The organism is Corynebacterium sp. 401_CJEI (genome assembly GCF_001076435.1).
GTDB lineage: Bacteria > Actinomycetota > Actinomycetes > Mycobacteriales > Mycobacteriaceae > Corynebacterium > Corynebacterium jeikeium_D.
The window spans coordinates 15,411-41,637 of the sequence record NZ_JVIP01000020.1; the positions used below are offsets into that span (position 1 = coordinate 15,411).

At 61.3% G+C, this 26,227-nt stretch carries 19 protein-coding genes; 8 read left to right on the plus strand and 11 right to left on the minus strand.

All coding sequences use genetic code 11. The features are described 5' to 3' along the window. Nucleotides 1-2 precede the first annotated feature (2 nt). Nucleotides 3-1,544, minus strand: a complete 1,542-nt coding sequence (locus ADM64_RS05305; protein WP_049193376.1) for a glutamate synthase subunit beta — start codon at nt 1,542-1,544, stop codon at nt 3-5. Continuing rightward, nucleotides 1,537-6,159 carry a glutamate synthase large subunit gene (gene gltB / locus ADM64_RS05310; RefSeq protein ID WP_049193422.1) on the minus strand — a complete coding sequence of 1,541 codons (4,623 nt, stop codon included), beginning with the start codon at nt 6,157-6,159 and terminating at the stop codon, nt 1,537-1,539. The genes ADM64_RS05305 and gltB overlap by 8 nt, the downstream gene beginning before the upstream one ends. Before the next feature lie 325 nt (nt 6,160-6,484). Between gltB and ADM64_RS05315 the strand changes: the two genes are divergently transcribed. Both ADM64_RS05315 and ADM64_RS05320 read left to right on the plus strand, forming a co-directional pair. Further along, nucleotides 6,485-7,330 (plus strand): HNH endonuclease family protein, encoded by an 846-nt coding sequence (locus ADM64_RS05315; protein ID WP_049193423.1) that lies wholly within the window; start codon nt 6,485-6,487, stop codon nt 7,328-7,330. A gap of 539 nt (nt 7,331-7,869) precedes the next feature. After that, complete coding sequence (locus ADM64_RS05320) at nt 7,870-9,567, plus strand: AMP-binding protein (RefSeq protein WP_049193377.1); 1,698 nt, start codon at nt 7,870-7,872, stop codon at nt 9,565-9,567. Nucleotides 9,568-9,649: 82 nt separating this feature from the next. Here ADM64_RS05320 and ADM64_RS05325 read toward each other — a convergent pair whose 3' ends face one another. Together ADM64_RS05325 and ADM64_RS05330 are read right to left on the minus strand one after the other, a co-directional pair. Further along, nucleotides 9,650-10,381 (minus strand): SDR family oxidoreductase, encoded by a 732-nt coding sequence (locus ADM64_RS05325; RefSeq protein ID WP_049193379.1) that lies wholly within the window; start codon nt 10,379-10,381, stop codon nt 9,650-9,652. A gap of 24 nt (nt 10,382-10,405) precedes the next feature. Next, nucleotides 10,406-11,167 carry an SDR family oxidoreductase gene (locus ADM64_RS05330; protein WP_049193380.1) on the minus strand — a complete coding sequence of 254 codons (762 nt, stop codon included), beginning with the start codon at nt 11,165-11,167 and terminating at the stop codon, nt 10,406-10,408. A 183-nt stretch (nt 11,168-11,350) separates the two neighbouring features. Here ADM64_RS05330 and ADM64_RS05335 point away from each other — a divergent pair, with 183 nt between their 5' ends. Further along, the gene (locus ADM64_RS05335; protein WP_049193381.1) at nt 11,351-13,411 is read left to right on the plus strand and encodes an FAD-dependent oxidoreductase; all 2,061 of its coding nucleotides are present in this window, start codon (nt 11,351-11,353) and stop codon (nt 13,409-13,411) included. A gap of 11 nt (nt 13,412-13,422) precedes the next feature. Here ADM64_RS05335 and ADM64_RS05340 read toward each other — a convergent pair whose 3' ends face one another. From ADM64_RS05340 to ADM64_RS05355, 4 genes are all read right to left on the minus strand, one after another. Next, the gene (locus ADM64_RS05340; RefSeq protein WP_049193382.1) at nt 13,423-14,085 is read right to left on the minus strand and encodes a nitroreductase family protein; all 663 of its coding nucleotides are present in this window, start codon (nt 14,083-14,085) and stop codon (nt 13,423-13,425) included. Nucleotides 14,086-14,088: 3 nt separating this feature from the next. Beyond that, nucleotides 14,089-14,589 carry a methylated-DNA--[protein]-cysteine S-methyltransferase gene (locus tag ADM64_RS05345; protein ID WP_049172545.1) on the minus strand — a complete coding sequence of 167 codons (501 nt, stop codon included), beginning with the start codon at nt 14,587-14,589 and terminating at the stop codon, nt 14,089-14,091. Nucleotides 14,590-14,601: 12 nt separating this feature from the next. Then, nucleotides 14,602-15,549, minus strand: a complete 948-nt coding sequence (locus ADM64_RS05350) for an alpha/beta fold hydrolase (protein ID WP_049189819.1) — start codon at nt 15,547-15,549, stop codon at nt 14,602-14,604. Nucleotides 15,550-15,658: 109 nt separating this feature from the next. Beyond that, nucleotides 15,659-16,552: a cation diffusion facilitator family transporter gene (locus tag ADM64_RS05355; RefSeq protein WP_049193384.1), complete on the minus strand. Its 894-nt coding sequence runs from the start codon at nt 16,550-16,552 to the stop codon at nt 15,659-15,661. 43 nt (nt 16,553-16,595) lie between these two features. On the opposite strand from ADM64_RS05355, the gene ADM64_RS05360 reads away from it, so the two are divergent. Further along, on the plus strand, nt 16,596-19,013 hold the full coding sequence (locus tag ADM64_RS05360) for an ATP-dependent RNA helicase (RefSeq protein WP_049193386.1): 2,418 nt from the start codon (nt 16,596-16,598) through the stop codon (nt 19,011-19,013). A gap of 12 nt (nt 19,014-19,025) precedes the next feature. Here the strand turns inward: ADM64_RS05360 and ADM64_RS05365 are convergent, their stop codons facing one another. After that, nucleotides 19,026-20,192 (minus strand): glycosyltransferase 87 family protein, encoded by a 1,167-nt coding sequence (locus tag ADM64_RS05365; protein ID WP_241486335.1) that lies wholly within the window; start codon nt 20,190-20,192, stop codon nt 19,026-19,028. 84 nt (nt 20,193-20,276) lie between these two features. Between ADM64_RS05365 and ADM64_RS05370 the strand changes: the two genes are divergently transcribed. After that, a complete protein-coding gene (locus tag ADM64_RS05370) occupies nt 20,277-20,999 on the plus strand; it encodes a YggS family pyridoxal phosphate-dependent enzyme (RefSeq protein ID WP_049193390.1) in 723 nt (240 codons plus the stop codon). Nucleotides 21,000-21,029: 30 nt separating this feature from the next. Beyond that, nucleotides 21,030-21,416, plus strand: coding sequence for a Rieske (2Fe-2S) protein (locus tag ADM64_RS05375; RefSeq protein ID WP_049193391.1), 387 nt, complete (start codon nt 21,030-21,032; stop codon nt 21,414-21,416). Between the two features lie 14 nt (nt 21,417-21,430). On the opposite strand, the gene ADM64_RS05380 is transcribed toward ADM64_RS05375, so the two are convergent. Together ADM64_RS05380 and ADM64_RS05385 are read right to left on the minus strand one after the other, a co-directional pair. Continuing rightward, nucleotides 21,431-22,678 (minus strand): Fic family protein, encoded by a 1,248-nt coding sequence (locus ADM64_RS05380; RefSeq protein ID WP_049193392.1) that lies wholly within the window; start codon nt 22,676-22,678, stop codon nt 21,431-21,433. Between the two features lie 167 nt (nt 22,679-22,845). Next, the gene (locus ADM64_RS05385) at nt 22,846-24,054 is read right to left on the minus strand and encodes an MFS transporter (protein WP_049193393.1); all 1,209 of its coding nucleotides are present in this window, start codon (nt 24,052-24,054) and stop codon (nt 22,846-22,848) included. Nucleotides 24,055-24,160: 106 nt separating this feature from the next. Here ADM64_RS05385 and ADM64_RS05390 point away from each other — a divergent pair, with 106 nt between their 5' ends. Both ADM64_RS05390 and ADM64_RS05395 read left to right on the plus strand, forming a co-directional pair. Then, the gene (locus tag ADM64_RS05390) at nt 24,161-25,378 is read left to right on the plus strand and encodes a saccharopine dehydrogenase family protein (protein WP_049193394.1); all 1,218 of its coding nucleotides are present in this window, start codon (nt 24,161-24,163) and stop codon (nt 25,376-25,378) included. Next, nucleotides 25,375-26,226 carry an SDR family NAD(P)-dependent oxidoreductase gene (locus ADM64_RS05395; protein ID WP_049172563.1) on the plus strand — a complete coding sequence of 284 codons (852 nt, stop codon included), beginning with the start codon at nt 25,375-25,377 and terminating at the stop codon, nt 26,224-26,226. The genes ADM64_RS05390 and ADM64_RS05395 overlap by 4 nt, the downstream gene beginning before the upstream one ends. Nucleotide 26,227: the final 1 nt, after the last annotated feature.

The following is a 26,227-nucleotide window of genomic DNA, read 5'->3' on the forward strand; positions in this document are numbered from 1 at the left end:
GTTTACAACTTAATTGGAGCATCCTCCGGCTCGACAGCGCGCGGCAGATTGGACTCGCCCATCAAGTACTGGTCCACGGCCTCGGCGCAGGCGCGACCTTCGGCGATAGCCCACACAATCAAACTGGCCCCGCGGCCATTGTCACCGGCCACGAACACCGGACCGTCGAAGTTCTGCTCGATGTCGCTGCGCACGGCGAGGTAGTCGTCGTCACGCATCATCACACCGCGATCGTTGAACTGAATCCCCAGCTCATGCGACAGACCACCGCGCTCCGGACCGGAGAAGCCCAGCGCGATGAGAACTAGGTCGGCATCGAGTTCGAAATCCGTATCCTCCATAGGCACACGCTTGCCATCGATGACCTCGACCTCGTTGGCGGACAGGCCGGTCACGTGACCGTCCTCGCCGTGGAAGGAGACGGTGTTGACGTTGAAGACGCGCTTGCCCAGGGTCTCGCCGGTGACGCGAGCGTTAAGGCCGAGCGCCTCGGTAACCTCTGGCGGTTCGGAACCGGTGATGGTGTACTCACCTTCTTCGTGAGCAGTCGCCACGCGCCAGACCAGCGGGTACATCGGCCACGGAGTCGACGCCGCACGGGACTTCGGTGCACGGGGGCGAATATCGAACTGCGTGACGGACGCCGCTCCCTGGCGCAGCGCGGTACCGAAGCAGTCAATGCCGGTGTCGCCACCACCGATGACGACAACCTTCTTACCTTTGGCATCAATCGGCGGGATGTCGAGCTCGCCTGCGGCAACGCGGTTTGCTCCCGGCAGGTACTCCATAGCCTGGTGAATACCCTCCAGATCACGGCCATCGACGGGCAGGTCGCGGGCCAGCGACGCGCCAGTAGCTAGAACCACTGCGTCAAATTCTGCCAGGTCAGCGGCTGTCGGTGAGACGTTGGTGCGGAACTCGGTACCCTCGATCTCCATCTGCTCGAGACGACGGTCGAGGAAACGCTGCTCCATCTTGTAGTCCGGCACGCCGTAGCGCATCAGACCACCAATCTTGTCGTCGCGCTCGAAGACCGTGACATCATGCCCGGCGCGAGTCAGCTGCTGTGCTGCAGCAAGGCCCGCTGGCCCGGAGCCGATGACAGCGATGTGCTGGCCGGTGTCGAAAGTCGGCACAATTGGCTGAACCCAGCCCTCATCGAAGCCGCGTTCAACGATGGCCAGCTCGATGTTCTTAATGGTCACGGCATCGTCGTTGATGCCGAGCACACAACCGCCCTCGCACGGAGCCGGGCACAGGCGACCGGTCCACTCGGGGAAGTTGTTGGTGGCGTGCAAGCGCTCGAAAGCCTCGTGCCAGCGGTTCTGACGAACCAGGTCATTCCACTCCGGAATGATGTTGCCCAGCGGGCAGGCCGAGTGACAAAACGGCACGCCACAGTCCATACAGCGGGTCGCCTGCTGTTGCACCTGCTCGTTGCTAGCCTCCTCATAGACCTCTTTCCAGTCCATCAGACGCAGCGGAACCGGGCGATGAGCAGGCTCTTCGCGCTGGAATTTCATGAAACCCTTCGGATCAGCCATTGGTTACTGCCTCCATGATTGCCTCGTTGATGTCAGCGTCGTTGTCCTTTGCCTTCGCGACTACGTCGAGAATTCGGGCGTAATCACGCGGCATGATTTTGATGAACTGTGCAGCCGGGAACCGAGTCTTAGAACCCGTGAGCTTGCGGTGCTTCGACAGCGTGGCCTCCAACCAGCTGATGTCCTCATCATCGAGCGGCACAATATCGACCAACTCGGTGTTGATGTTCGCCCGCGTCGCCTCGTTATCCAGCAGGTAAGCGATACCGCCACTCATACCGGCGCCGAAGTTGTGACCGACCGGGCCCGCCACTACGACGCGGCCACCGGTCATGTACTCACAACCGTGATTACCGATGCCCTCGACCACGGCCGTAGCACCGGAGTTACGCACGCAGAAGCGCTCACCGACAGTGCCGCGAACGAAGATTTCACCGCTGGTGGCGCCGAAACCAATGACGTTGCCGGCAATGGTGTCGGTAGCCACATCCGCGGTCGGCGGGGCCGAACGTGAAGGTCGGACCACAATCTTGCCGCCGCACAGGCCCTTGCCGACGAAGTCGTTGGCATCGCCCTCCAGCTTGATGGTCACACCGGCCGGCAGGAACGCGCCCAGCGAGTTACCGGCGGAACCGAGCAGGTTGACGACGATGGAGTCGTCGGCAAGCCCCTGCTTACCTGCGACCTTGGTGACTTCGTACCCCAGGCGCGTGCCCACGGAACGGTTCACATTGCTGATGGCGTGGTGCAGCGATACCGGTGTCGGCGCCAGCCCATTCGCGCGCGCCGTACGCAGCGCTGGCTGCGCTTCATCGATGAGGCGCTCGTCCAACGCACCCTCGAGCCCGTGGTCCTGCGCCTTCGTGCAGTAGGAATCCTGGTCCGCAAAGAAGGGGCTCTCGGCAACGTGCAGGATTCGCTCCAGGTCAAGCTTTGCGACGCGCGGAAGGTTGCCCAGATCCTTGCGCAGACGCAGGCACTCGGCATGTCCGACCGCTTCATCGATGGTACGGAATCCCAGCTCAGCGAGGTATTCACGGACCTGCTGGGCGATGAAGGTGAAGAAGTTGACCACGTGCTCGGCACGGCCGGTGAACTTGCTCCGCAACTTCGGATTCTGGGTGGCAATACCGACTGGGCAGGTGTCCAGGTGGCAGACGCGCATCATGATGCAGCCCTCAACCACCAGCGGAGCGGTGGCAAAACCAAACTCCTCAGCGCCCAGCAACATCGCGACCACGACATCACGACCGGTCTTGAGCTGGCCATCGCACTGCACGCGGATGCGGTCGCGCAGCCCGTTGAGCATCAGGGTCTGCTGGGTTTCAGCGAGCCCCAGCTCCCACGGACCGCCAGCATGCTTGAGACTGGTCAGTGGCGAGGCACCAGTGCCGCCATCGTGGCCGGAGATCAGCACGACGTCGGCATGCGCCTTCGACACGCCAGCGGCGACGGTACCCACGCCCTGCTCGGAGACGAGCTTGACGTGAATGCGGGCGCGCGGATTGGCGTTCTTGAGGTCGTAAATGAGCTGCGCCAAATCCTCGATTGAGTAGATGTCGTGGTGCGGTGGCGGCGAGATCAGACCCACACCCGGGGTGGTGATGCGGACTTCCGCGATCCACGGGTAGACCTTGTTCGGTGGCAGCTGGCCACCTTCCCCGGGCTTTGCGCCCTGGGCCATCTTGATCTGGATGTCGGTGCAGTTGGACAGGTAGTGGCTGGTCACACCGAAGCGGCCCGATGCGACCTGCTTGATGGCAGAGCGCTTCCAGTCGCCGTTGGCCTCCATTTCGAAGCGGTCTGGATCTTCGCCGCCCTCGCCGGAGTTGGACATCGCACCCAGGCGATTCATAGCGATGGCCAGCGTCTCATGTGCCTCCGCAGAGATGGAGCCGTAGCTCATCGCGCCGGTGGAGAAACGCTTGACGATGCTGGAGACCGGTTCGACCTCATCAATGTCGATTGGCTCGCGGTCCGAGGCGAACTCGAGCATGCCGCGCAGAGTTGCCAGCTGCTTGGTCTGCTCATCGACCTTGTTGGTGTAGTCGCGGAAGACCGCGTACTGACCAGTGCGGGTGGCATGCTGCAGTGTGTAGATGGTCTCCGGGTTGAACAGGTGGTACTCGCCTTCGCGACGCCACTTGTACTCGCCGCCGAGATCCAGCTCGCGGTGGGCCTGCTCTTCCGGACGCGGCAGGAATGCGCTGCGGTGACGAGCCGCAACATCTTCTGCGACCTCATCGAGACCGATACCTTCCAGCGGAGAAACAGCTCCGGTGAAGTACTCGTCCAGGAACTCCTGCGACAGACCGACGGTGTCGGCCAGCTGAGCGCCACGGTAGGACTGCAGTGAGGCGATACCCATCTTGGACATGACCTTCAGCACGCCCTTAGAGGCGGCCTTGCAGTAGTTCGAGCAGGCCTGATCCAGCGTCAGATCACCAAGCTGATCCTTCATGCGCAGCTCATCGATGGTTTCGAAAGCCATGTACGGATTAATGGCATCGGCACCAAAGCCCAGCAGCATGGCCATGTGGTGCACCTCGCGGGCGTCGCCAGCCTCAATGATGAGGCTGGCGCGCGTGCGAGTGCGCTCCTCCACCAGGTGGTGGTGGACCGCGGAGGTCAGCAGCAGCGACGGGATGGGCGCAAAGCGCTCGTTGGACTCACGGTCAGACAGCACAATCAGTCGAGCACCGCGGTCAATGGCCTCGGAGACCTCACGGCGGACACGACGAATAGCGTTGCGCAGGCCACGGCCACCGCGGGCGACCGGGTACAGGCCGGAGATGACCTCGGCGCGGAACTCGGAGTACTCCTCGTTCTTGCCCGCCTGACACAGGGTGACAAAGTCGTGGTTGTCCAGGATTGGATGCTCTAGCCGGATACGACGGGCGGCATCGGCAGTGGGCTCCAAGATGTTGGTCTCTGCCCCCAGCAACGTATTCATGCTGGTGATGGACTTTTCGCGCAGCGAGTCCAGCGGCGGGTTGGTCACCTGTGCAAACCGCTGCGAGAAGAAGTCGAACAGCATGCGAGGTCGGTTGGACAGCGCCGCAATCGGCGTGTCCGAGCCCATCGAACCCAGGCCCTCCGCGCCGGTGAGTGCCATCGGGCGGATGATTAGGTCAACGTCTTCTTCGGTGATGCCGAAGACGCGCTGTCGTAACACCGCGCGGGCATGCGGCATGTACTGGTAGCGCTCTCGTGGCAAATCGGCGATGTCGACCAGGCCTTCTTTGATCCATTCCTCGTAGGGCCCAGTGGCGGCCAGCGTGGACTTAATCTCCTTGTCCTCAATAATGCGACCGGCCTTCATGTCCACCAGGAACATACGCCCCGGCTGTACGCGCGTGCGCTGCACAATCTGCTCCGGCGGGATATCCAAGACACCAGCTTCGGAGGCCATCACCACCAGGCCCTCGTCAGTCACCCAAATGCGTCCCGGCCGCAGGCCATTGCGATCCAAGGTGGCACCGATGACCTGGCCGTCGGTAAAGCAGATAGCGGCGGGGCCGTCCCACGGCTCCATCAGGCAGGCGTGGTACTCGTAGAACGCGCGAACCTGCGGGCTGAGGTTGTCATCGTGCTCCCAGGCCTGCGGAACCATCATCATGACCGCATGCGGGAGACTGCGACCACCGAGATGCAGGAGCTCCAGGGCCTCGTCGAAACGCGCAGTGTCAGAACCGTTGGGGTCGCACACCGGCAGCGCGCGGTCGATATTGCCCAGCTTGCCAGAGCGAATCAGCGACTCGCGGGCGCGCATCCAGTTTTCGTTGCCGCGCACGGTGTTGATCTCACCATTGTGAGCGACGTAGCGGTACGGGTGTGCCAGCGGCCAGGACGGGAAAGTGTTCGTGGAAAAGCGCGAGTGCACGATGGCCAGCGCGGAAGTAACTTCCTTCTGCTGCAGGTCAAGGTAGAAATCCTTCAGCTGCGGGGTAGTGAGCATACCCTTGTAGACAATTGTGCGGCTGGACAGCGACGGGAAGTACACGGTGTCGCCGCCAGAGCCCTCGCCGGCGCCCCGTTCGCCCAGCTCACGCTCGCAGCGCTTACGCAGGAAGAACATCTTGCGGTCGAGATCAATATCGCTGAGCTGGCGCCCCTCGTAGTTCTTCGCGGTAACGAAGAGCTGACGGAGCACTGGCATAGCCTGACGGGCCATCTGGCCGAGCCCTTCAGCGTCGATTGGTACATCGCGCCATGCCAGGATCTCGATGCCCTCTTCAGCGCAGATGTCTTCAATAGCCCGAATGGCATCGAGAGTAGCCATCCGCGCCTGCGGCAGGAAGGCGATACCAGTGGCGTAGGTTCCCGCCGGCGGCAAAATAACGCCTTCCTTGCTCAGCTCAGCGCGGTAGTAGGCATCCGGAACCTGAATGAGAATGCCGGCACCGTCGCCGGTGGTCTTCTCTGCACCGGCGGCACCGCGGTGGTCGAGATTGACCAGTGCCTGAATGCCCTTTTCCACAATGTCATGGGTCTGGCGACCGTAAATGTCGGCAACAAAGGCCACGCCACACGCATCGTGTTCGTTCGACGGGTGGTAGAGACCTTCCCTCTGAGGACCACGAGGCAATGTGGTCGCTGTTTCGGTCAGAGTCATGGCTGTCTTAGCTGTCATGGCTGTTTTCCCCTTATAGGTGCAATGTGCCAATTGGGGGACACGGGTTATCTATATTTCCAACTGTTTTAACAATGCACTTTCATCTAGGCGTATTGCAATACGTATTTAGGGAATTAACTGTATTTGCCCACCCCCGAAGGAGCTGGACCAGCCTGCCAGCCCGAATAAAACCAGGCTTTTACTACCCGTTTTAATCTCATAACCCCCTAATCGAGCTACCACCCCCACTATCCACGCACAGTTGTTCGATTCTTTAGCAAACCCCCTCCATACCCAATCCCCTCCTACCGCTATGGTTAGCTCCATGCTCGCCAACCGTCGTTTCCGCTCGCCATTACAGGGCCTCGCCCTCCTTATCGGCGCAGCGACAATCCTCAGCGGCTGCACGGATCCCATAGACCCCACTCCAGAGAGCCAGTCGCATAGCCCGGCCCCGGCACCCGCTTTTACGCCCGAGCCAGCGGAACCCGCGCCCGAGATTCCTGAAGCGCCCCACACCCCAGACTCCCCCGGCACCCCAGCGCCCGGCACATCGCCTATCGACGGCATCCGTAGCGCCCTCAACCAGCTGGAGATAAAAGGGCGCGCACCGAAAACCGGCTATGCGCGCGATGAGTTCGGACAACGTTGGAGCGATGACGTCTCTGCCGAGTTTGGGCACAACGGATGCGACACGCGAAACGATGTTTTGAATCGTGACCTTATTAATAAGGAGTACAAACCAAATAGCCACGATTGCGTCGTGCTTTCAGGGCAATTACTGGATCCCTATACCGGCACGATGATTGAGTTCCAGCGTGGCCGCGATACCTCTTCTGCCGTTCAAATCGACCATGTCGTAGCCTTAAGCGACGCCTGGCAAAAGGGGGCACAGCAACTCCCGCCCGAGGTTCGGCAGGACTTTGCCAATGACCCCCTCAACCTCTTGGCCGTCGATGGCCCCGCCAATCAACAGAAGCGGGATAGCGATGCCGCATCCTGGGTACCCGCCAATAAGCCATTTCGCTGCCAGTATGTCGCTCGCCAGGTGGCAGTAAAACAGAAATACCACCTGTGGCTCACACAGGCGGAGTACGATGCCATCGACCGTTGGCTCTCTACCTGCACACCAGAGGATGAGCCCACACTTGCCGCCCTAACCCTGAATTAGGGCAACTTCCTCCGACGCTCACCGATGCCGCACACCGAGGCTCAAGCCAGCGAATATGCCACCTATTCAGCTACGCACTCGCAACCTCCGCCCCTCCTAGTCTCGAACATTTCTATTTTTCAGAAGATTCCTAGCCCCCTAATTTCTGGGGGCGACCGCCATTCAGCTACTGCCCGCCCCGTCAAACAAACCAACCGAAAACCCCTGGGTTCATAGAGTTATATACGTCAATATCAGAATTGAATTCGTTACCGCAGTGTTATCCTTTCGTTATATTCACTGCTTCCTGTCGGTTTATAACTGTTTGATAACACTGTATCCTCGAGCCCGTACGCGAAAAGGTATCCGTCGTAAAGCATTGCGCACGCCGACTGCGTATTTTTTACTTTTCTTCGTGGAAACTACTTTTTGACGCGGCACAGGTTTGTTAAAGTCTGGTTGTTACAAAATCGCACTACCGTGACTGATGGTGTCAGTGTGACTAAAGAGTCGCTTGGCGCTATTAATCGCTTGTCCATCATCTTGGAGGATTCTCACCCATGGCAGCTGAAATGAAGGCTCCGGAAGTACCACTTGGGCTCCAAATCAAGGCTTTTGCCCAGTCGATTCCACCACTCCTGCGTACTGGTGCCCTGTACATGACTCCGAAGACGGCGCCGAAGATTCTCGATTACCTGCGTCGCCTGAAGTTCTCCGTCGCCAGCCTGATTTCCATGAGTGCGCTGCGCTACCCGGATCGCCTCGCCCTTGTCGACGATGACGGTGAACTCACCTATTCTCAGCTGCTTGACAACGCCCACGCCCTGGCTCGCGCCTTGATGGACCGTGGCATGACCCAGAAGTCCAGCTTCGGCGTTATCGCACGCAACGGCCGCGGCATCATCCTGCCGATGGCCATCAAGGGATTCATCGGCTCCGAAATTATGCTGATGAACATCGGCTCCGGCCCGACTCAGATTCGCGGTGTCGTTGACCAGAATAAGGCCAAGTTCCTGTTCGTCGATGACGAGTTCCTGGGCAACCTGCCAGAAGACCTCGACGATGTCACCGTCGTTATTACCTCCGTGACCAAGCCGGAGACCCGCAAGAACGCGGGCAAGAACTTCGTGTTCATGGAAGACCTCATTGAAGAAGGTCGTACATCGAACGCCAAGCTAGATCCGAAGCCGGAGCAGGGACGCATCATCATCATGTCCTCCGGCACCACCGGCATCCCGAAGGGTGTCCTGCGCAATGAGCCGAAGACACCGGCAACTGTGGGTGCAATCGCCGATCGTATTCCGTGGCGCCGCAACATGGTCATTCACCAGTCCGCATCCATGTTCCACGCCTGGGGCTGGGCAAATGTGCTGATTGGCATGGCTACCGGCTCCACCATTGTCACCATGCGTGTCTTCGACCCGAAGAAGGCTGTTGACCAGTGTGAACAGTACGGCTGTAACGGCATGATTTCCGCGGCCTTCTTCCTGCGCCAGATCAAGGATGTTCTGGATGAGGAGCCGAACCGCAAGATTGGCCCGTTCCGCTTCATTGTCTCCTCTGGTAACGCCATCCCGGGCTGGCTCGTCTCCGCGCTGACTCACCGCTTCGGTCCGGTTATCTGTAACTTCTACGGCTCCACCGAGGCCGGCCTGTGCTCCATCGCATCCGGCGCGGACCTCGCAGCCCGCCCGGACTCCGCAGGTCGCCCGGCAATTGGCGCCAAGGTTCGCATCCTGGGTGACGACGGCAAGGAAGTCGAGCCGGGTGAGGTTGGCATGATCCACACCGCTCAGGAGCTCTCCTTCATCGGTTACCTGAACAAGAAGGACAAGTTCACCACCGTCGATGGCCTGTTCCAGATCGGTGACCTCGGCCGTATCGACCAGGACGGCTACCTGTACATCTGTGGTCGCTCCGACGACATGGTGATCAAGGGCGGCGAGAACGTCTTCCCACGCGAGGTCGAAGAAATTCTCGGCCCGGTGCCGGGTATCGCCGACGTCTTCTGCCACGGCAGCAACGAAAACGACGAGATTTTCGCTGACCTGTTCCTCTACGTTGTCCGCGAGGACAATGAGGCCGGCAAGAACCTCACCGAGGACATGCTGCGCGAGTACGTCCGCGAAACTCTGGCCGAGCACTCCACTCCAGACCGCGTCTTCTTCGTCGACTCCCTGCCGCGCAACGCCATCGGCAAGGTTGTTCCGCGCGAGGTCAAGGCAATGCACGAGCGCCTGAACCTGGACGCTCAGTAAGAAGCGTGTACACGAAAGTGTGCCCACCGGCTATCCGCCGCGTGGGCACACTTTTTGTGTATCTTCGCTACCTTTTGCGCGGCTATCCGCGCGGGCGCACCTGGATTTCATCCACGTTGGCGTCCGCTCCGGTATCAACGGCCAGACGTACTGCGGCTGCGATCGATTCAGGCCGCATGAACTTCGTGCCGTCGTAACGCCAATCCGCATCATCGCGGTGCCAATTCGACTGCAGCTGAACCTGCATATCGGTATCGACGCGTCCGGGGTGCACGGAGCTGACTCGTACCGCGCCACGCTCTTCCTCGCGCAGCGCATCGGTGAACGCCCGCAGCGCGAACTTCGATGCTGCATACGGCGAAGTACCAGCTGAAGCGCGGAATCCCGAGCCCGAGTTGATGGTCACCAGCGTGCCCTCCGCCTTGCGCAGCGCCGGCAGCAGCTGGCGGGTCAGGTCGGCGACGGCGACGACGTTGATGTCCATAATCCGCGACCAGTCCGCACGCGAAACCTCCGCCACGTCCCCATCGACGTACACACCCGCCGAGTGCACGAGCACATCCAGCCCGCGCCCACCGAGCGCCTCCAACAGCTTTTCCACTTCCGCGTTTACGGCGTCGACATCACCCAGGTCAGCAACGAATACGCTTGCCGACGGCAACTGCGACGCCACCTTCTCAGCAGACTCAGCACTGGTAGCGCCCACAATGACGTGGTGATCACGGGAGAGATCCTTGGCAACCGCCAGGCCGATGCCACGGCTTGCACCCGTGACCAGGGCAATCTTGGTGTCAGCGGCAATATCGATGCTCATGTACGGCTCCTCTATGTAGTCGGTTTACTTCTTCGGCTTCGCGCCGCCCACCTGGTCGATGGGGGTCACCTGCAGGAAGTCAATGTTGACGCGCTTCGGACGGGTGGCCGCGAACACGATGATGTCGGCAACATCATCGGCGGTCAGCGACTCAACGCCATCGTAGACCGCTGCGGCCTTGGTCTCGTCGCCGTCGAAACGCACGAGTGAGAAATCGGTGTGGACGCGCCCCGGATCGATTTCGGTGACGCGCACGCCATCGGCAGCAACCTCTTGACGCAGGACTTCCACCAGCGCGCGCTCAGCGTGCTTGGCTGCGTTGTAACCGGCGCCGCCGGTGTAGACCTGACGGCCGGCAATCGAGCCGACGGTGAGCACAATGCCGCTGGTGGACTTCAATGCGGGCAGCAGCGCGCGGGTGACGCGCAGGGTGCCCAGCACGTTGACCTCGTACATCCAGCGCCACTTTTCCTCGACAGCGCCTTCAACCGATTCCATGCCCCAGGCGCCACCGGCGTTGTTAACCAGCACGTCGACGCGCGGTTCGGCCTTAGCCAGCGCCGCCACATCGGCGTCAGAGGTGACGTCAACCTTGTAGACCGTCGCTTCACCACCGGCAGCACGAATCTCCTCCGCGACAGCCTCAAGCTTGTCCTCGCGGCGGGCTCCCAGCACGACGCGGAAACCTTCAGCTGCGAACTGCTTGGCAGTGGCTGCACCAATACCGGAAGAAGCACCGGTAACTACAGCTACTTTCTTGCCATTAGTTGAAGTTTCAGAGGTCATGGGGGCTTAACTCCTTGCTACATGCGTCTACTGATATTCCCGACTGTAGTCATACGACACCCTCCTGCGCCGAAGACTGCGCGTGCTTTACACCTGATGTTCCACGTGAAACGTATATAAAACTGTGCAGGAATTTTCCCGATTCACCTCATACGCAGCTGCTAAAACCGCGATACTGGTTGCATGTCTGACCAGCCTCACTTCCCACATCTTCTCTCCCCTCTCGACGTCGGTCCTCTAACTCTGCGCAATCGCATCATCATGGGCTCAATGCACTCCGGCCTGGAAGATCGCACCCGTGATATCCCCAAGCTGGCTGCCTACCTGGGGCGGCGCGCCGAAGGTGGCGTGGGGCTCATCGTCACCGGCGGTTATGCTCCCAACATCGAAGGTTGGCTGACTCCGGCCGGTTCGATGATGGCGTCGAAGCGCATGGCGGACAATCACCGCCGCGTTACTGACCTCGTGCACTCCCACGGCAGCCACATCGTGCTGCAGGTGCTGCACGCCGGTCGTTACAGCTACAGCCCGCTGGCCCGCTCCGCCAATACCGGTCAGTCGCCGATTAGCCCGTTTAAGGCTCACCGCCTCACCGGCTTTGATGTCTCGCGCACCATTGGCGCCTACGTCCGCGCCGCGAAGCTCGCAAAGCGCGCCGGTTACGACGGCATCGAGGTTATGGGCTCCGAGGGTTACCTGCTCAACCAGTTCCTGGCCGAGCGCACCAACCACCGCTCGGACAACTGGGGCGGCAGCGCCGAGGCTCGCATGCGCCTGCCCATCGAAATTGTCCGTCGCATTCGCGCCGAAGTGGGCGAGGACTTCTTACTGCAGTACCGCATTTCGCTTCTTGACCTGGTGGAAGACGGCCAGACCTGGTCCGAGACCACTGAACTCGCGCAGCGTCTGGTCGAGGCTGGCGTCGATGTCTTCAACACCGGTATCGGCTGGCACGAAGCACGCGTCCCCACCATCGTTACGTCCGTGCCGCGCGCCGCATTCACGGACCTGACGGGTCGTCTCCGTTCGCTTGTCGACGTCCCGGTGGCAGCCTCCAACCGAATCAACCGCCCCGAGGTTGCGGAGAAGATCCTCGCTGACGGCAATGCGGACTTGATTTCCATGGCCCGCCCACTGCTGGCTGACCCGGACTTCGCCATCAAGGCGGGCGATGGTCGAGCTGACCAGATCAACACCTGTATCGCCTGTAACCAGGCCTGCTTGGACCACACCTTCGCGGCCAAGCGCTCCACCTGTTTGGTCAACCCGAAGGCTGCTTACGAAACCGAGTTGGTATCCGTGCCGGTATCGAAGGACAAGGCCAAGCGCGTCGCCGTCATCGGCGCTGGTGTGGCTGGACTCGCTTTCGCGGAAGCCGCAGCTCAGCGCGGCCACCACCCGGAGATTTTCGAGGCCGCCGACCAGATTGGTGGCCAGTTCAACCTCGCCGCAAAGATTCCGGGCAAGGAGGACTACGGCGAGACGCTGAAGTACTTCTCCCGCCGTCTGGAGGTACTCGAAGTTCCGGTTCACCTGAACACGCGTGCCGACGTCGACGAGCTCAAGGCCAAGTTCGACCACGTGATTGTGGCCACGGGTGTTACCCCGCGTATCCCGGGCATTGACGGTATCGACCACGAGAAGGTCATTCGTTACGACGAACTGCTCTCGGGTGCGAAGCAGGCCGGCAACAAGGTGGCCGTCATCGGTGCTGGTGGTATCGGTGTGGACGTGTGTGAGTACCTCACTCGCAAGCCGAACCAGACCATCGAAGCCTGGAAGGACGCCTGGGGCGTCGGTGACCCTGCGGAGTTCCGCGCGGGTCTGACCAAGCCGGGCACGGTCTCTGGCGCAGCTGAGGAGTTTGAGGTTGAGCGCGAGGTGCACCTGCTGCAGCGCAAGACCTCCCGCATCGGTAAGGGCCTGGGCAAGACCACTGGTTGGGTTCACCGTGCGGAAATCAAGAAGGCCGGTGTCAAGCAGTACACCGGCGTCACCTACAACCGTATCGATGACGAGGGCCTGCACATCACCATCGATGAAAAGCCACAGGTCATCGCGGTTGACAACGTGATTGTCTGTACTGGTCAGGTATCCAATCTGGACTGCCTGGGCGGAAAGGATCGCGAGAGCGTCACCGGCGATAACTCCAATGTCACCATCATCGGCGGCGCGGACGTGGCCGCTGAGCTGGACGCAAAGCGTGCCATCCGCCAGGCCGTTGAGGTAGCGCTCGCGCTGTAGGGCTAGGGCTGCTACGCCTCGTAGCGGTCGGTGTAGGCGCGCTGCTCGAACTCGAAACGGCCCGGGTGAGCCGGGAACTCACCCGGGACACCGATGGCCAGCAACAGCGCTACTGCCACATCGGTGTCACCGGCACCGATAGCTTCCTTGACCTTCTGCTCACTAAAGCCCGTCATCGGGGAGCTAGCCCAACCAAAGGCGCTGGCAGTGACCATAGCGAAAGAAGCGGCAATCATGGCGTCGCGGATTGCGAACTCGCGGGAGAGACCCTTTTCCTCGCGGGCCTTATGGAAGGAGGTCATCGAGGCTTCCCGCTCGGCAGCGGCAACTTCGTCCCACAGGCCAGTCGCCTTGTTGGCCTCAACCAGGCGTGGAATACCGCGCTTCCAGCCGGTCGGCTCACCAATGAAGGCGAGCAGCAGCGGCGCATTGGCAACCTGCTTCTGACCACCGGCAGCTTCCACTACCTGCTGGCGCACCTCAGGGTCCTCGATGCGCACGATAGCCCGAGACTGAATGTTAAAGGCGCTGGGAGCTTCCAGAGATAGCTCCAGGAGGCGGCGCACGTCAGCGTCGTCAAGCGGTTCGTCAGCATAGACGCGCGTGGCACGGCGGTTGCGGATGATGTTCTCAAATTCGGTGGCGAACTGGTCGCGCGGAGAATGCGAAGTCATGCATTAAAGAATAACTGTTTGCCAACCTTCGAGTTCGAGCAGCCAGCGCTTCATTTCGCGGCCGCCGGCATAGGATCCGAAAGACCCCGCTCCCCCACTGGCGGGCACCACGCGGTGACAGGGAATCAGAATGCCCAGCGGATTGGTGGCACAGGCCGATCCGGCAGCTCTGGCGGCACGAGGCGATCCGGCCATTTCAGCGAGCTCACCGTAGGTCACAACCTGGCCATACGGCACGTCGCGCAGTGCGGTCAGCGCACGAGCGCGGAAAGAATCCTGGGTGAATATGTCGCAGTCCAGCGGCAGCGCAAACTCGCGGCGCTGCCCGGCAAAGTACTCGCGGAACTGCTGCGCTGCCTGTTCCGCCACCGCTTGCGCTTCGGGGTCGGCGGCGCTGGGGTCGTCGTCAAGCACGGGGCCTAAGAGATTGACTTCGACGACCCCGCGAGCGGAGGTGGCGATTCCAAGCACGCCGAAAGGCGTTTCTACCTGGGAAATCGCCATAAAACCTCCTACTTAGCCCTTGTTGGCCTGGAACCAGGCCAGCAGCTCGTCCCACTCCTTCTCGTGACCGGAGCGGAAGTACCCACCGTAGCCCACGCCCTTACCACCAGCCGGCTGAGCCTGGCGCTTTTCAATCTTTTCCGCAGAGCTCATCACATTGGTGATCAGGTCTGCCGAGGACTCCTCAGTCCAGTAATCATCCGGAACGCGGATGGACAGGAACGGCTGCGGAGCCTTGGAGAAGCGGTTAGCGAAGTCGAACTCGGAATCGTCGAAGAAGTAGCCTTCCTTGCGAGCCCAGCGAGCCCACTGACGCATGACACCATTCGGCGGCTCAACAGCCAGACGCCACGCCGACGCCGGAATGTGGCCGGTAATGAAACCGCTAATCGGGCCGAGAATATTGAAGATGAAGAATGCGCGGACCTTGCCCGCCACGGACGGCACCTTGGAAATACGCATACCGCGGCAGTTGACCAACGCCGCTGCGTCATAGGTGCCCTCGGAGCCGGCGTAGACGATGCCGTGACCGCCAACCGCGTGGCCGACAGCGAAGTGCGGTACGTCCGGGTAGGTCTCCTTGGCCCACTCGATCACACCCGGAATATCCTTGGTGATCCAGTCCGACATCCGGATGTCTTCGTTGTTCTGGTCAGTCTTCAGAGCGGACTGGCCAATTCCGCGGTAATCATAGGTGATAACGCCGTAGCCCTTTTCTGCCACGGTCTCAGCGAAACGGTGGTAGAAACCCTGCGGCACACCGGTACCGGAGTGAACGGTGATGATGCCGTTGGGAATGTTCTCTGGGTTCTCCTTCGGGCGGAACATGGTTCCGCGCAGCAGGACGCGGTCATTAGCCGGAATAATGATGTCCTGCCGAGGGCACGGCTCCGGCAACTTCGGGCTCTTCGCGGAAAAACGGCTATCCCCAGTGGAAGTGGTTGAGGCTTCGGAGGTCATTTATGCAGTTCCTTCGAGTGGACTTAAACAGTGCATGATTTTGTATACACAATCTTAAAGTGTAAGGCTCATCACTTTCAGCGCTTTCGTGGAATTTGCCTCACGCGCGTTACAACTGCACATCCCCATAGGCGCGTTCGTCCTCAATTGGCTCCAGATGCGAGGAAATATGCACACCTGGGAAGCGCTCCCGCAGCTCATCCTCCATCGCGGTGAGCACATCGTGGCCGCGCTCGACGCTCCACGCGCCCGGCACCAGCACATGGAACTCAATGAATTGCTGATGCCCCGACTCGCGAGTGCGGATTTCGTGGACGTCAATGCCACGACTCCGGTCACGGTGCGAGGCCAAAATCTCATCCACCGCCACGCGGTCGTCGCCCTCCATGGCCTTGTCCATCAGGCCGTTACCGGAATCGCGCAGCAGCTTGTAGCCGGTGACCAGGATGTTTACGGCCACGGCCAGCGCGATGATCGGGTCAAGCCACCACAGGCCGGTAACCCACACCAGCGCCACACCTACGAGCACTCCGGCGGAGGTCCACACGTCGGTCATCAGATGCTTGCCGTCGGCGGTCAGCGCCAGGGAGTTGTGTTGGCGCCCGGCCTTAAGCAGAATCAGCGCCACCGCACCATTGATCACCGAGGCAATTACGGTCACGACGAGGCCCTGGCCAATCTGCTCAATCGGCTGCGGGTTCACCAACCGCTCGATGGAGACATAAATAATGGCCGCCGCCGCCACGAAGATCATGGCACCTTCCAGCCCGGCCGAGAAGTACTCTGCCTTGGAATGGCCGAACTCATGGTCGCGGTCTGCGGGCCGCGCGATAACCTTGAGCACGATAATTGCGACAACTGCCGCAACCAGATTGACAATCGACTCCGTCGCGTCGGAAAGCAGGCCCACCGATCCGGTTAGAGTGTAGCCCCAAAACTTCAGCGCGATGGTGACGACCGCCGCCCCCACTGAAAGCCAACCAAAACGAGATAAGTCCTGCATATGCGGGCACTTTACCCGCCTTTCCGGAGTTACTACCAGTTCTATGAGCACCGATTTCCAGTTCAATTTGCAGAACATTTCTGCAGGCCTGCCGTTCGCGTCGCAGCTCGCCTCGCTTGCCGACGCCGTGCGCGACCACGACGTAGTAGTCCAGGCCCCACCGGGCACCGGCAAAACCACGTTGGTTCCACCGGCGGTGGCCAACACCCTGGGTGGCCGCATTGTGGTCACGGCTCCCCGGCGCGTGGCGGTGCGCTCGGCGGCGCGGCGGTTGGCGCAGTTGTCGGGCACGAAGCTCGGTGAGGAAGTTGGCTACTCGGTGCGTGGCGACGCAAAAGTTTCCCGCACCACCCGCGTTGAGTTTGTCACTCCCGGTGTGCTGCTGCGCCGACTGCTGCGCGACGGCGACGTGGATGCCAGCGCGGTGCTCATCGATGAGCTGCACGAGCGCGGCTTGGACACCGACCTGGTGTTGGCGATGGTGCGCGACTTGCGGGATATCCGCGATGACCTGCGCATTGCCGCTATGTCGGCAACGGTGGACGCGCCGAAGTTCGCGGCCTTGCTCGGCGGCTCCACCCCGGCCCCCATTGTGGCGGCGGAGGCGGAGATCTTCCCGCTGGACATCCGCTACGCGCCCTTTCCGCAACGGCTGGATGCACGCGGTGTGACCGACGACTTCCTGCAGCACGTTGCCGCCCAGGCCAGCACACTCACGGAAGAAGCCGCCGGTGATGTGCTGGTTTTCCTCCCCGGCATCCGCGAGGTGGAACGCTGCGCGGGTTATATCGCGGATTCCTCGGAGGTGGCGGTGCTGACGCTGCACGGCCAGCAGAGCTCCGAGGAGCAGGACCGCGTGTTCCGTCGGCAAGCGGATGGTAGACGCGTAATTGTGTCCACCGCGATTGCGGAATCATCCGTGACTGTGCCGGGCGTGCGCGCCGTTGTCGACGCCTGCCTCGCGCGCGGACCGCGACTCGACATTGCGCGTGGCTTCTCCGGCCTGGTCACCAGCTCGTGTGCGCAGTCCTCCGCGAACCAGCGCGCTGGCCGAGCGGGACGTGAGGGCCCGGGCATCGTGGTGCGCTGCGTCTCCCAGTCGGAATTCGCGTCCTTTCCCGCCTGGCCCGCGCCGGAAATCGAGGTCGCCGACCTGACCCAAGCGCTCCTCGACGCCGCCGCGTGGGGCACGCCGGGGATGCAGGGACTGAAGCTTCTCGACGCCCCACCACCCCACCACGCCGAGGCTGCAAACCGCATTCTCGCTGGCCTGGGCGCTGTTGATGAGGCCGGTGACATCACGGAACTCGGCCGCACCCTGGCTACCCTGCCGGTGCATCCGCGCATGGGACGCGCGCTGCTGACCGCCACGGCCATGATGCCGCAGCACGCCGACGCGGTCGCACGCGCGGTGGAGAAACTCACCGATGCCCGCGGCTTGGCCAAGCAGGTGCGCCGCATTGAGCTGGATACTGAAGCCCCCGCCAACCTGCTGCCCTCGGACATCCCCGCGCTGGTCACGGCCCTGGCGTGGCCGGATTTCATCGGGCGACGGCGCAGTGCGAATTCCGACGAGTACCTTTTCACCGGCGGCACCGCAGCGGAACTCGCCCGCGGTTCTGACCTACACGGCCACGAATGGATCGCGGCCGCCGACATCTCGCGGCTCTCACACGGCCGCGCACTGATTCGCGACGGCGAGGCGATCGACCTGGAAATCGCCATGCTCGCCGCCGGCCACCTCGCCCGCACGGAGACCACGGCGCGCGTCGAACAGGGCCGCGTTCGCGCCCGCGAGCGTGACCTGCTCGGCGCCATCGAGCTGTCCTCCCGCCAGGTCTCCCCAACACCTGAGCAGTGCATTGCTGCCAACTCCGCCTGGCTTGCCGACGCGCTTGCCGACGCCGCCCCCAACCTCGACCGCGACACCGAACAACTCCGCCGCCGCATGGCCTTTCTCCACACTCATCGCGGTGCCCCATGGCCGGATGTCTCCCCCGCAGGGCTCGCGGCCCAGGCCGAGCTCCTCTTTGCTGGCGAGCTGGACCGCCCGACCCCTCCCAAGCTAGATGCCGAGCACCTCCGCCGCCTGCTGCCCTGGCCGGAGGCCACGGACTTCGACCGGCTGGTGCCCGAACGCCTGGAGGTCCCCTCCGGTTCGAAGATTCGCCTGGAGTACCCGGAGGACCCCACGGACCCTGAGGCAAAGATTGTGCTCGCCGTGAAGTTGCAGGAGTGCTTCGGCCTGGCGGAGACCCCGCAGGTATTGGAAAAGCCGGTGACAATGCATTTGCTGTCACCGGCTCAGCGACCCCTCGCGGTCACTCAGGACTTGGAAAGTTTCTGGAATGGCGCCTACGCACAGGTTCGCTCCGAGATGCGGGGCCGTTACCCCAAGCACCCGTGGCCGGAGAACCCGTGGAAGGAGCAGGCTACTGCGAGAACGAAGCGTCGTCGTTAAGCAAGCCCGTCGTTAAGCAGCTGCCTGTGCCCGCACGCGACTGGGCTTGCGCCAGAGGTAGATTGCGTAGCCCAGGCAGGTGAAGAAGAGCACGCCGCCCATGATTCCCTGCATGTTGCCGTAGAACCACTGCCCCACATTGGCAGCGTGGCCGAAGTCATTGCCCACGAACACCTCGTACGGTGCCCACCAGTGGGCGATCATGAACAGGACACCGACAATAATGTGCCCGATCTCGCGGACGAAGAGCACCAGCGGCACGAAGACCATGACGATCGACCAGTGGTGGCTGACCGCGTATGGCCCGGCGAAGCTGACCGCCAGCGCAGCGAAACCAAGGGCTGCGACATCATAACCATTGCGGTGGTAGATCCACGCCACGAAGGCGGCGGCGATGGCACCGATGAGGAAGAAACCGTAGATGCCAATATCGAGCGCGGTACCCTCCACCCCGGCGCGGGCGAGCAGACCACTGAACGCCTGGTTGGCCTCATAGGTCGGGGCGCCACCGCGGTTGCCGGCGAAGAACTCATCGGTCCAGAAGTAGATGGACTCCTTAAAGCGCACGGCGAAACCAATAGCGACGGTCACCAGGAACCAGCAGAAGCTCTTGGCCACGGCCGCAAAGTCACGGCGCATGAGGAACACCAGCGCATATGCCGCGGGAGTGATCTTAATTCCCGCCGCGATACCCACGCCCAGTCCACGCAGTTTCTTGGGCAAAAAGCCCAGCACATCGGAGACCACCAGCAGCGCGAGGAAGACGTTGATCTGCCCGAAGAGTACGTTGGCGCGCAGCGGGTCGAGTAGCATCACAACACCGAGCACGCAGGTAGCCATCAGCTTCGGACGCTCAGAACCGAGACGAGTGAAGACCATCCACAGCATCGCCCACACCGCTGCCAGCGTGGCGAACGTCCAGATGATCTGCAGGGTCACCGGCCCCGCCCAGGTCAGCGGGTAAAACAGCAGCGCCGCAAACGGTGGGTAGATGAAGCGGAAACCCGATCTGGTGGGAAACTCTGGTGAGTAGAGATCCTGGTCTCGTCGTAGTGCCCAGCCGGCGTCCTGGAAGACCTCGAGGTCCATCATGTAGGCAGTTGCCGCAAGATAGATGAGGTCGATGACAACGACCAGCGACACCAGCCCAAATACAATTGCCAAGATCCGTCTCTGCATGACGGAAAGCGTCGAGAGTCTGTCCATGAGCATGATTCGACACTACCGCACAGTTCTTCCTACTCAGGCCTTAGAGTGGGAGGTATGTTCGTGGAAAACTATCGCAAGGTTCGCTCCGAGATCGACGACGCTTGCCGACGAGCTGGGCGCCAGCCCTCCGAGGTCCGCCTGCTGCCCGTCAGCAAGACTGTGCCTGTCGATGCCCTGGTGGAATCCTGGCCGGAGCTCGCAGCAGCCGGCTGCGCTGGCCTGGCGGAAAACCGCGTCCAGGAAGCGGTGGCCAAGGCGGAGGCATTCCGGGAGGCCTTCGGCGACAAGGCACCGCATATGGCCATCATTGGTCCACTGCAGACGAATAAGGCCGGCCACTTGGTCAGCTGTGCTGATGAGTTTCAGGCGCTGGATCGCCCGAAGGTGGCCGGGGCGCTGCAGCGTCGCTTGGCCGATTCCGAGCGCAAGCTCGATGTGTTGATTCAGGTCAATGCCTCCCGCGAGCCGCAGAAGTCGGGTCTGGCGCCGAGTCACGCGGCGGAGTTTGTCCGCATGTTTGGCCCCGATGGCGAATACCCGAACCTGCGTCTGCGCGGGTTTATGACCATCGCGGCCCAGAATGATCCGAATGTGCGCGAGACCTTCGCGGAGCTGCGGGAGCTGCGGGACAGTCTGCTCGGGGATTTGCCGGACGGTGTCAGCCTCAACGAACTGTCAATGGGTATGTCCGGCGACTACCGCGAAGCCATCGCCGAGGGGGCGACCACCGTCCGTGTGGGACGCGCCATCTTCGGTGAGCGCTCCTATCAGAAATAAAGGTCGCGAAATAGAGGTAATCTCAATGCCATGAGTTCTGATGTCTCCCCGTGCTCCCGTCGTCGTTTCCTCCTGGGAACTGCCGCCACTGCAGCTGGCGCACTCGTAGCCGCTTGTGCACCAAAGTCTGCGGTGGAAAAGGTTGACGCTGCCGACATTCCGGTTGGCGGCGGTGTGGTGATCGGCAATTACGTCGTCACGCAGCCGGAGGAAGGCAAGTTCGCCGCTTTCTCCAGTTCCTGCCCGCACCAGAATGGTCGCATCACTGAGGTCAGCAATGGTGTGATGATTTGCCCGAACCACAACTCCCAATTTGACATTGCTACTGGTGAGGTTGTTTCTGGCCCCTCGCGTAAGCCCGCTGGCCAGGCATCGCTTTCAGCCGAAGGCACTGAGCTGATTGTGGGCCAGAAGTAGGTTCCGGAAGCAGATTAGTGTTCGGTGGGTTCAAGGCCTAGAAGGTCTACGCCAGCCGGCGCCAGCTGGAATCGCAGCGGGCGGCGGCTCGTCGGCGTTGCCAGTCCTTGAGCCTCTAACTCGGCGAGATACTTTCGCGCTGTCCGCTTCTCCTTGCCGATGGTGTCGGCGACGTGTTCGAGCTTGATTCCATAATCAGGTCCGAACAACCGAGCCTGTGCCAGGACAAACAGCGTCCCGATCTCGTTGTCTGTCAGCGACACGGATAGTGCCTGCTCGGGCGAGTTGGTTAGCTCAGCTACCCGCTGTTCAAGCTTCTCGCACTGGTGGGACTTCATCTGCAGCTCTTCCAGCAAATACTGCTGAGCATTCAGAATGACATCAGCCATCACCTCGACGAAGAACGTGACTTCGCCCCGGTTCATTGGGTCTTCCGTAGTGGTAAAAGCCTTGTAATACTTCGCTTTATCCTCAGCGAGTTGGCGAGAAATAGTCAGCGCTGTGGCAGGTGAGAGTGTCTCCCGCAAAGCCACTGACAGCAGAAAACGCCCCATCCGACCATTGCCGTCATAAAACGGGTGAACGAACTCGAACATGAAATGGCTTGCCAGGATTCGAATAAGCCGATTGTCCTCTGAGGAATTCACCGTTTCCAGGAATTCATTGAGAAGTTGGTGAATGGCAGCTTCACTTTCAACACCGCGATGAATCTGTCGCTGCCCATCGGTAATTGTGACCGTTGATGCTCTAAAGAGTTCACCGTCTAACTCGTCCTCGGCGCCAATTTCATCGCCGAGAAGTTGATCGTATTGCTGCCGGATCCCTGTGAGCGTTGTCGGAAACTCAATCCGCTCATCGTTTGCCAGCCGGAAATAGAGCTGACTGAACTCATGAAAGCGCTTGTGCTGGGTTCCCGAAGTGTTGTCCAACGCTTCGGCGACTTCTCGCCGTGTGGAGTGGATTCCCTCAATCTCATTGGTGGCTACCACCTCGGCCAGGAGCAGATTGAAGAGATAGTGAGTCCGCGCTGCACCCGGCAGACGATTCCACAACTGTGAAATCTGCAGCTCTAGAGACAGAATCTTTTCAACCTTGGCTGCGAGATCGCTTGTAATGCAGCAAAAGAGTGGCCACTGCCCCAGCGGAAAGTGCCACTGAATCGTCGACGGGGAGTCTTTGCGTGACTGGTACTCGCTCTCCACTGCCTGTTCCGCATCGTGTGCAGACATGTGGAAGATCCTCTTAAGCGGATAGTGCTTCACGGCGAGTCTCCCCCTTCTGTTTCCAATGCTTTTTACATGATGCTTTCTACATATAGTGCCCTAAAAACGAACCCTTAATGTAAAAAATCACCGTTTTTTACATTAAGGGTTCGTTTCTTGGTGTCTAAATGTACCTTGCTGGCGATTTTCCCCCTACCGCGTTACCCTTAGCGCCGCGGCTTCAACCCCGCTACGGCACACGCGCCCGCGATGAAGGACAGCGCCACCAGCCACGGAATCAGCCCTGCCCACTCAAAGCGGCTGAACACCATGCCGGATACCCAACCGACAATGGACGAGCCCGCGTAGTAGCTGAACAGATACATCGATGATGCCTCGGCGCGGTCGCGCTGCGCCACCAGCCCCACACCGGACGAGGACAGCGAGTGGGCCACGAAGAACGATGCCGTGAACACGAGCACGCCCACGATCAGCGCGGGCAGCCACGGCAGCAGCGCCAGCCCCAGGCCCATGCACGCCGCCAGAGTCGCAATGGCGATGAGGCGACGGCGGCTCACCGTCTTCGCCCACACACCCGCGCGTGCCGACGACCACGTGCCCGACAGGTAGAGAATAAATACGAACCCTGCCAGTGCCGGGGAGAGCCCGAACTTATCGCCCAGCCGGAAGCCCAGGTAGTTGTACAGGGAGACAAACGCTCCCATAAACAGGAACGCCAGGGCGCACAGCGCCAGGATGCGCGGGTCGCGCAAGTGTCGCGCAATGGCCTGCCCCTCCCCTGCAAACGACAGTTTCTTCGGCTTAAACCTGCGCTGTTGCGGCAGGAAGTACCAGGTCAGAATGGCGAAGATGAACGCCACCGTCGCCGAGACCGCAATCGCCACCCGCCAGGAGGCGAACTCCAGCACAATGGACGGAATGATACGGCCGAGCAGGCCACCGACCGTCGTGCCCGAGATATACAGCCCCATCACGCGACTGACGTGGTCGGCGTGGACTTCCTCACTGACATACGCCATAGCCACTGCGGGCACACCGGCAATGACAATGCCCTGCAACAGGCGCAGCGCAATCATCGAACCGATGCCCGGCGCGATTGACACCACGAGCCCCAGTAGCGTTGCCACAAATGCGCTGATGACGATGACGCGCCTGCGCCCAAAGCGTTCCGACAAAATGGACACCGGGATAATCGCACAGGCCAAGCCACCGGTGGTGGCGGATACCGTCAGCGCGGCGGTGGCGGGGTCGACCGATAGCTCGTCGGAAAGCGTGGGCAGTAGTGCCTGCGTTGCGTAGAGCGCTTGGAACGATGCCAGGCCGGCGAAAAGCACAGCGATAAGCGCGCGACGGAATCCGGGATCTTCTGGCCGCAGTCCTTCGATCTGTTCGGGGTTTTCGTTAGCGCTAGTCACTTGTCCTACGTTAGCCCTCCCTCCAAACCCCTCGCTGAATACACGGATTCAGAAAACCTTTTTAATTCGCCCGCGGTATCGCTTTCGTTTTATTAGTTTCGTAGGCATGACTACTTCTTCCGCACAGCCACAGAGTCGCAATCACGACCGCGAGTACGACATCGTCGTCTACGGTGCCACGGGTTTCGTGGGCCGTTTGATTGTGGACTATCTGGCTAAACACGCCGGTCAGACGAAGGTGGCGCTTGCAGGCAGGAACGCCCAGAAGCTTGCCGACGTCGCGGAGAACGCAGGCGTATCGGACTGGCCGGTCATTGTTGCGGATGCTGCCGACCAGCCGGCGGTGGCTGAGCTTGCGGCCAGTACAAAGGTGGTGCTGACCGTTGTGGGGCCGTATGCGAAGTACGGTCGCACCCTGGTGGCCGAGTGCGCCAAGGCCGGTACTCACTACGTCGACCTGTGTGGCGAGGTGCTGTTCGTCCACGACTCCATCGCGAATAACCACGAGGTGGCACAGCAGACCGGAGCGAAGATTGTTCACTCTTGCGGCTTCGACTCGATTCCTTCCGACGTCGCTGTCCGCGAGCTCCACGAGGCGGCCCACACCAAGCTCGGTGAAACAACCCTGCTGTTCAAGCACGTCAAGGGCGGTGTCTCCGGCGGCACTATCGATTCGGTCCGCGTCCAGCTTGCACAGGCCAAGAAGGACCCCAAGCTGCGTCGCATCATCGCCGATCAGTACGCCCTGGCTGAGCCGGGTCCCGACCAGGGTAAGTTCGGCGTCGACCTGCGCCCGGCGCGCTTCCGCCGCCACTGGCGAGCGCCCTTCTTCATGTCGCCGTTCAACACCCGAATTGTTCAGCGCTCGGCGATGCTGGCGGATTACGGTGATTCCTTCCGCTACCGCGAGCTACTCAATGTCGGCCGTGGCCCGAGGGCTTTCGTCCGCGCAAATATTTTTGCGGCTGTCTGCAGGTTGGCGCTGGCGGCGATGGCGTTCGGGCCGACGGCCAAGCTCATTGATAAGAAGCTGCCGAAGCCGGGTGAGGGCCCGAGCGCTGAAGAACAGGCCGAGGGTCGCTTCACCATCGAGGCCTACACTGTCGATACCTCCGGCATTCACTGGCGTTCCAAGGTGTCTCTCGAGGAAGACCCGGGGTACGCAGGCACCGCGATTATGATTTCCAGCGCCGCCCTCGCACTCGTCCACGACGATCTGCCGGACGCTACCGGCGTGCTCACTCCTACTGTCGCGCTTGGCGACGCCCTGTCCCGCCGTCTCCGCGCGGGCGGCATGACCATTGAGGCGGTGCAGGCTCGATGACTGATGGCCTGACCGGTGCTTTTGCGAATCTCACCCGCGGACCGAAACTGCCGAGTGTAGGTGGCGGCCGTGCGTTAGTGACCGGCGCTTCCTCCGGCATCGGTTGGGCATGCGCGGAGGCACTGGTCAAGGACGGTTTCGAGGTCGTTGGCACGTCCCGCAGGGGCGCCGAGGCGCCGCACCCCGAGGGCGTGCAGATGGTGGCACTCGACATGTCCAGCGCCGACGACATCGCTGCTGTGGTCGCCCACGGGCCTTACGACGTCGTCGTCGCCAACGCCGGTGAGAGCCAGTCGGGCGCTTTCGAGGAGCTACCCCGCGAGGCGCTTGAGCGTCTCTTCCAAGTCAATGTTCTGGGGCAGGTGGAGCTGTTACAGCAGCTGCTGCCTGGCATGCGCGAGGCCGGTCGTGGCCGAATTGTGCTGGTTGGCTCGATGCTCGGCGGGTTGCCGCTGTCCTACCGTTCTTCCTATGTGGCGACGAAGGCCGCTATCCGCGGCTTTGGGCTTTCGTTGCGCGGTGAAGTCGCGCAGTTCGGTATTGGGGTGACGGTTGTCGAGCCGGGTGCCATCAACACGGGGATTTCTACACGTCGGACGACGTATGGCGATGAGGGTTCCGTTTACGCTGCTGATGTCCACCGCATGCTGACGAAGTTGAATGCCAATGAGGAAGATGGCATTCCCGCTTCGGAGATTGCTGAGGTGGTTATGCGCGAGGTATCTGCCGAGCGACCTTTGGCTCTGGTGGCGCGGGGGTCGTCGGCAAGCGTTGCGGTGCCCTTCATGCGGCGAATCCCGACGCAAGCGATGTTGACCATCATGCGCCGGGTGCACGGGCTGCGGTGAG

Excerpts from the sequence above, each read along its gene's own strand:
- ADM64_RS05305 (WP_049193376.1), bottom strand. The coding sequence starts at position 1,544 with ATGGCTGATCCGAAGGGTTTCATGAAATTCCAGCGCGAAGAGCCTGCT.
- gltB (WP_049193422.1), bottom strand. The coding sequence starts at position 6,159 with ATGACTCTGACCGAAACAGCGACCACATTGCCTCGTGGTCCTCAGAGG.
- ADM64_RS05315 (WP_049193423.1), top strand. The coding sequence starts at position 6,485 with ATGCTCGCCAACCGTCGTTTCCGCTCGCCATTACAGGGCCTCGCCCTC.
- ADM64_RS05320 (WP_049193377.1), top strand. The coding sequence starts at position 7,870 with ATGGCAGCTGAAATGAAGGCTCCGGAAGTACCACTTGGGCTCCAAATC.
- ADM64_RS05325 (WP_049193379.1), bottom strand. The coding sequence starts at position 10,381 with ATGAGCATCGATATTGCCGCTGACACCAAGATTGCCCTGGTCACGGGT.
- ADM64_RS05330 (WP_049193380.1), bottom strand. The coding sequence starts at position 11,167 with ATGACCTCTGAAACTTCAACTAATGGCAAGAAAGTAGCTGTAGTTACC.
- ADM64_RS05335 (WP_049193381.1), top strand. The coding sequence starts at position 11,351 with ATGTCTGACCAGCCTCACTTCCCACATCTTCTCTCCCCTCTCGACGTC.
- ADM64_RS05340 (WP_049193382.1), bottom strand. The coding sequence starts at position 14,085 with ATGACTTCGCATTCTCCGCGCGACCAGTTCGCCACCGAATTTGAGAAC.
- ADM64_RS05345 (WP_049172545.1), bottom strand. The coding sequence starts at position 14,589 with ATGGCGATTTCCCAGGTAGAAACGCCTTTCGGCGTGCTTGGAATCGCC.
- ADM64_RS05350 (WP_049189819.1), bottom strand. The coding sequence starts at position 15,549 with ATGACCTCCGAAGCCTCAACCACTTCCACTGGGGATAGCCGTTTTTCC.
- ADM64_RS05355 (WP_049193384.1), bottom strand. The coding sequence starts at position 16,552 with ATGCAGGACTTATCTCGTTTTGGTTGGCTTTCAGTGGGGGCGGCGGTC.
- ADM64_RS05360 (WP_049193386.1), top strand. The coding sequence starts at position 16,596 with ATGAGCACCGATTTCCAGTTCAATTTGCAGAACATTTCTGCAGGCCTG.
- ADM64_RS05365 (WP_241486335.1), bottom strand. The coding sequence starts at position 20,192 with ATGCAGAGACGGATCTTGGCAATTGTATTTGGGCTGGTGTCGCTGGTC.
- ADM64_RS05370 (WP_049193390.1), top strand. The coding sequence starts at position 20,277 with ATGTTCGTGGAAAACTATCGCAAGGTTCGCTCCGAGATCGACGACGCT.
- ADM64_RS05375 (WP_049193391.1), top strand. The coding sequence starts at position 21,030 with ATGAGTTCTGATGTCTCCCCGTGCTCCCGTCGTCGTTTCCTCCTGGGA.
- ADM64_RS05390 (WP_049193394.1), top strand. The coding sequence starts at position 24,161 with ATGACTACTTCTTCCGCACAGCCACAGAGTCGCAATCACGACCGCGAG.
- ADM64_RS05395 (WP_049172563.1), top strand. The coding sequence starts at position 25,375 with ATGACTGATGGCCTGACCGGTGCTTTTGCGAATCTCACCCGCGGACCG.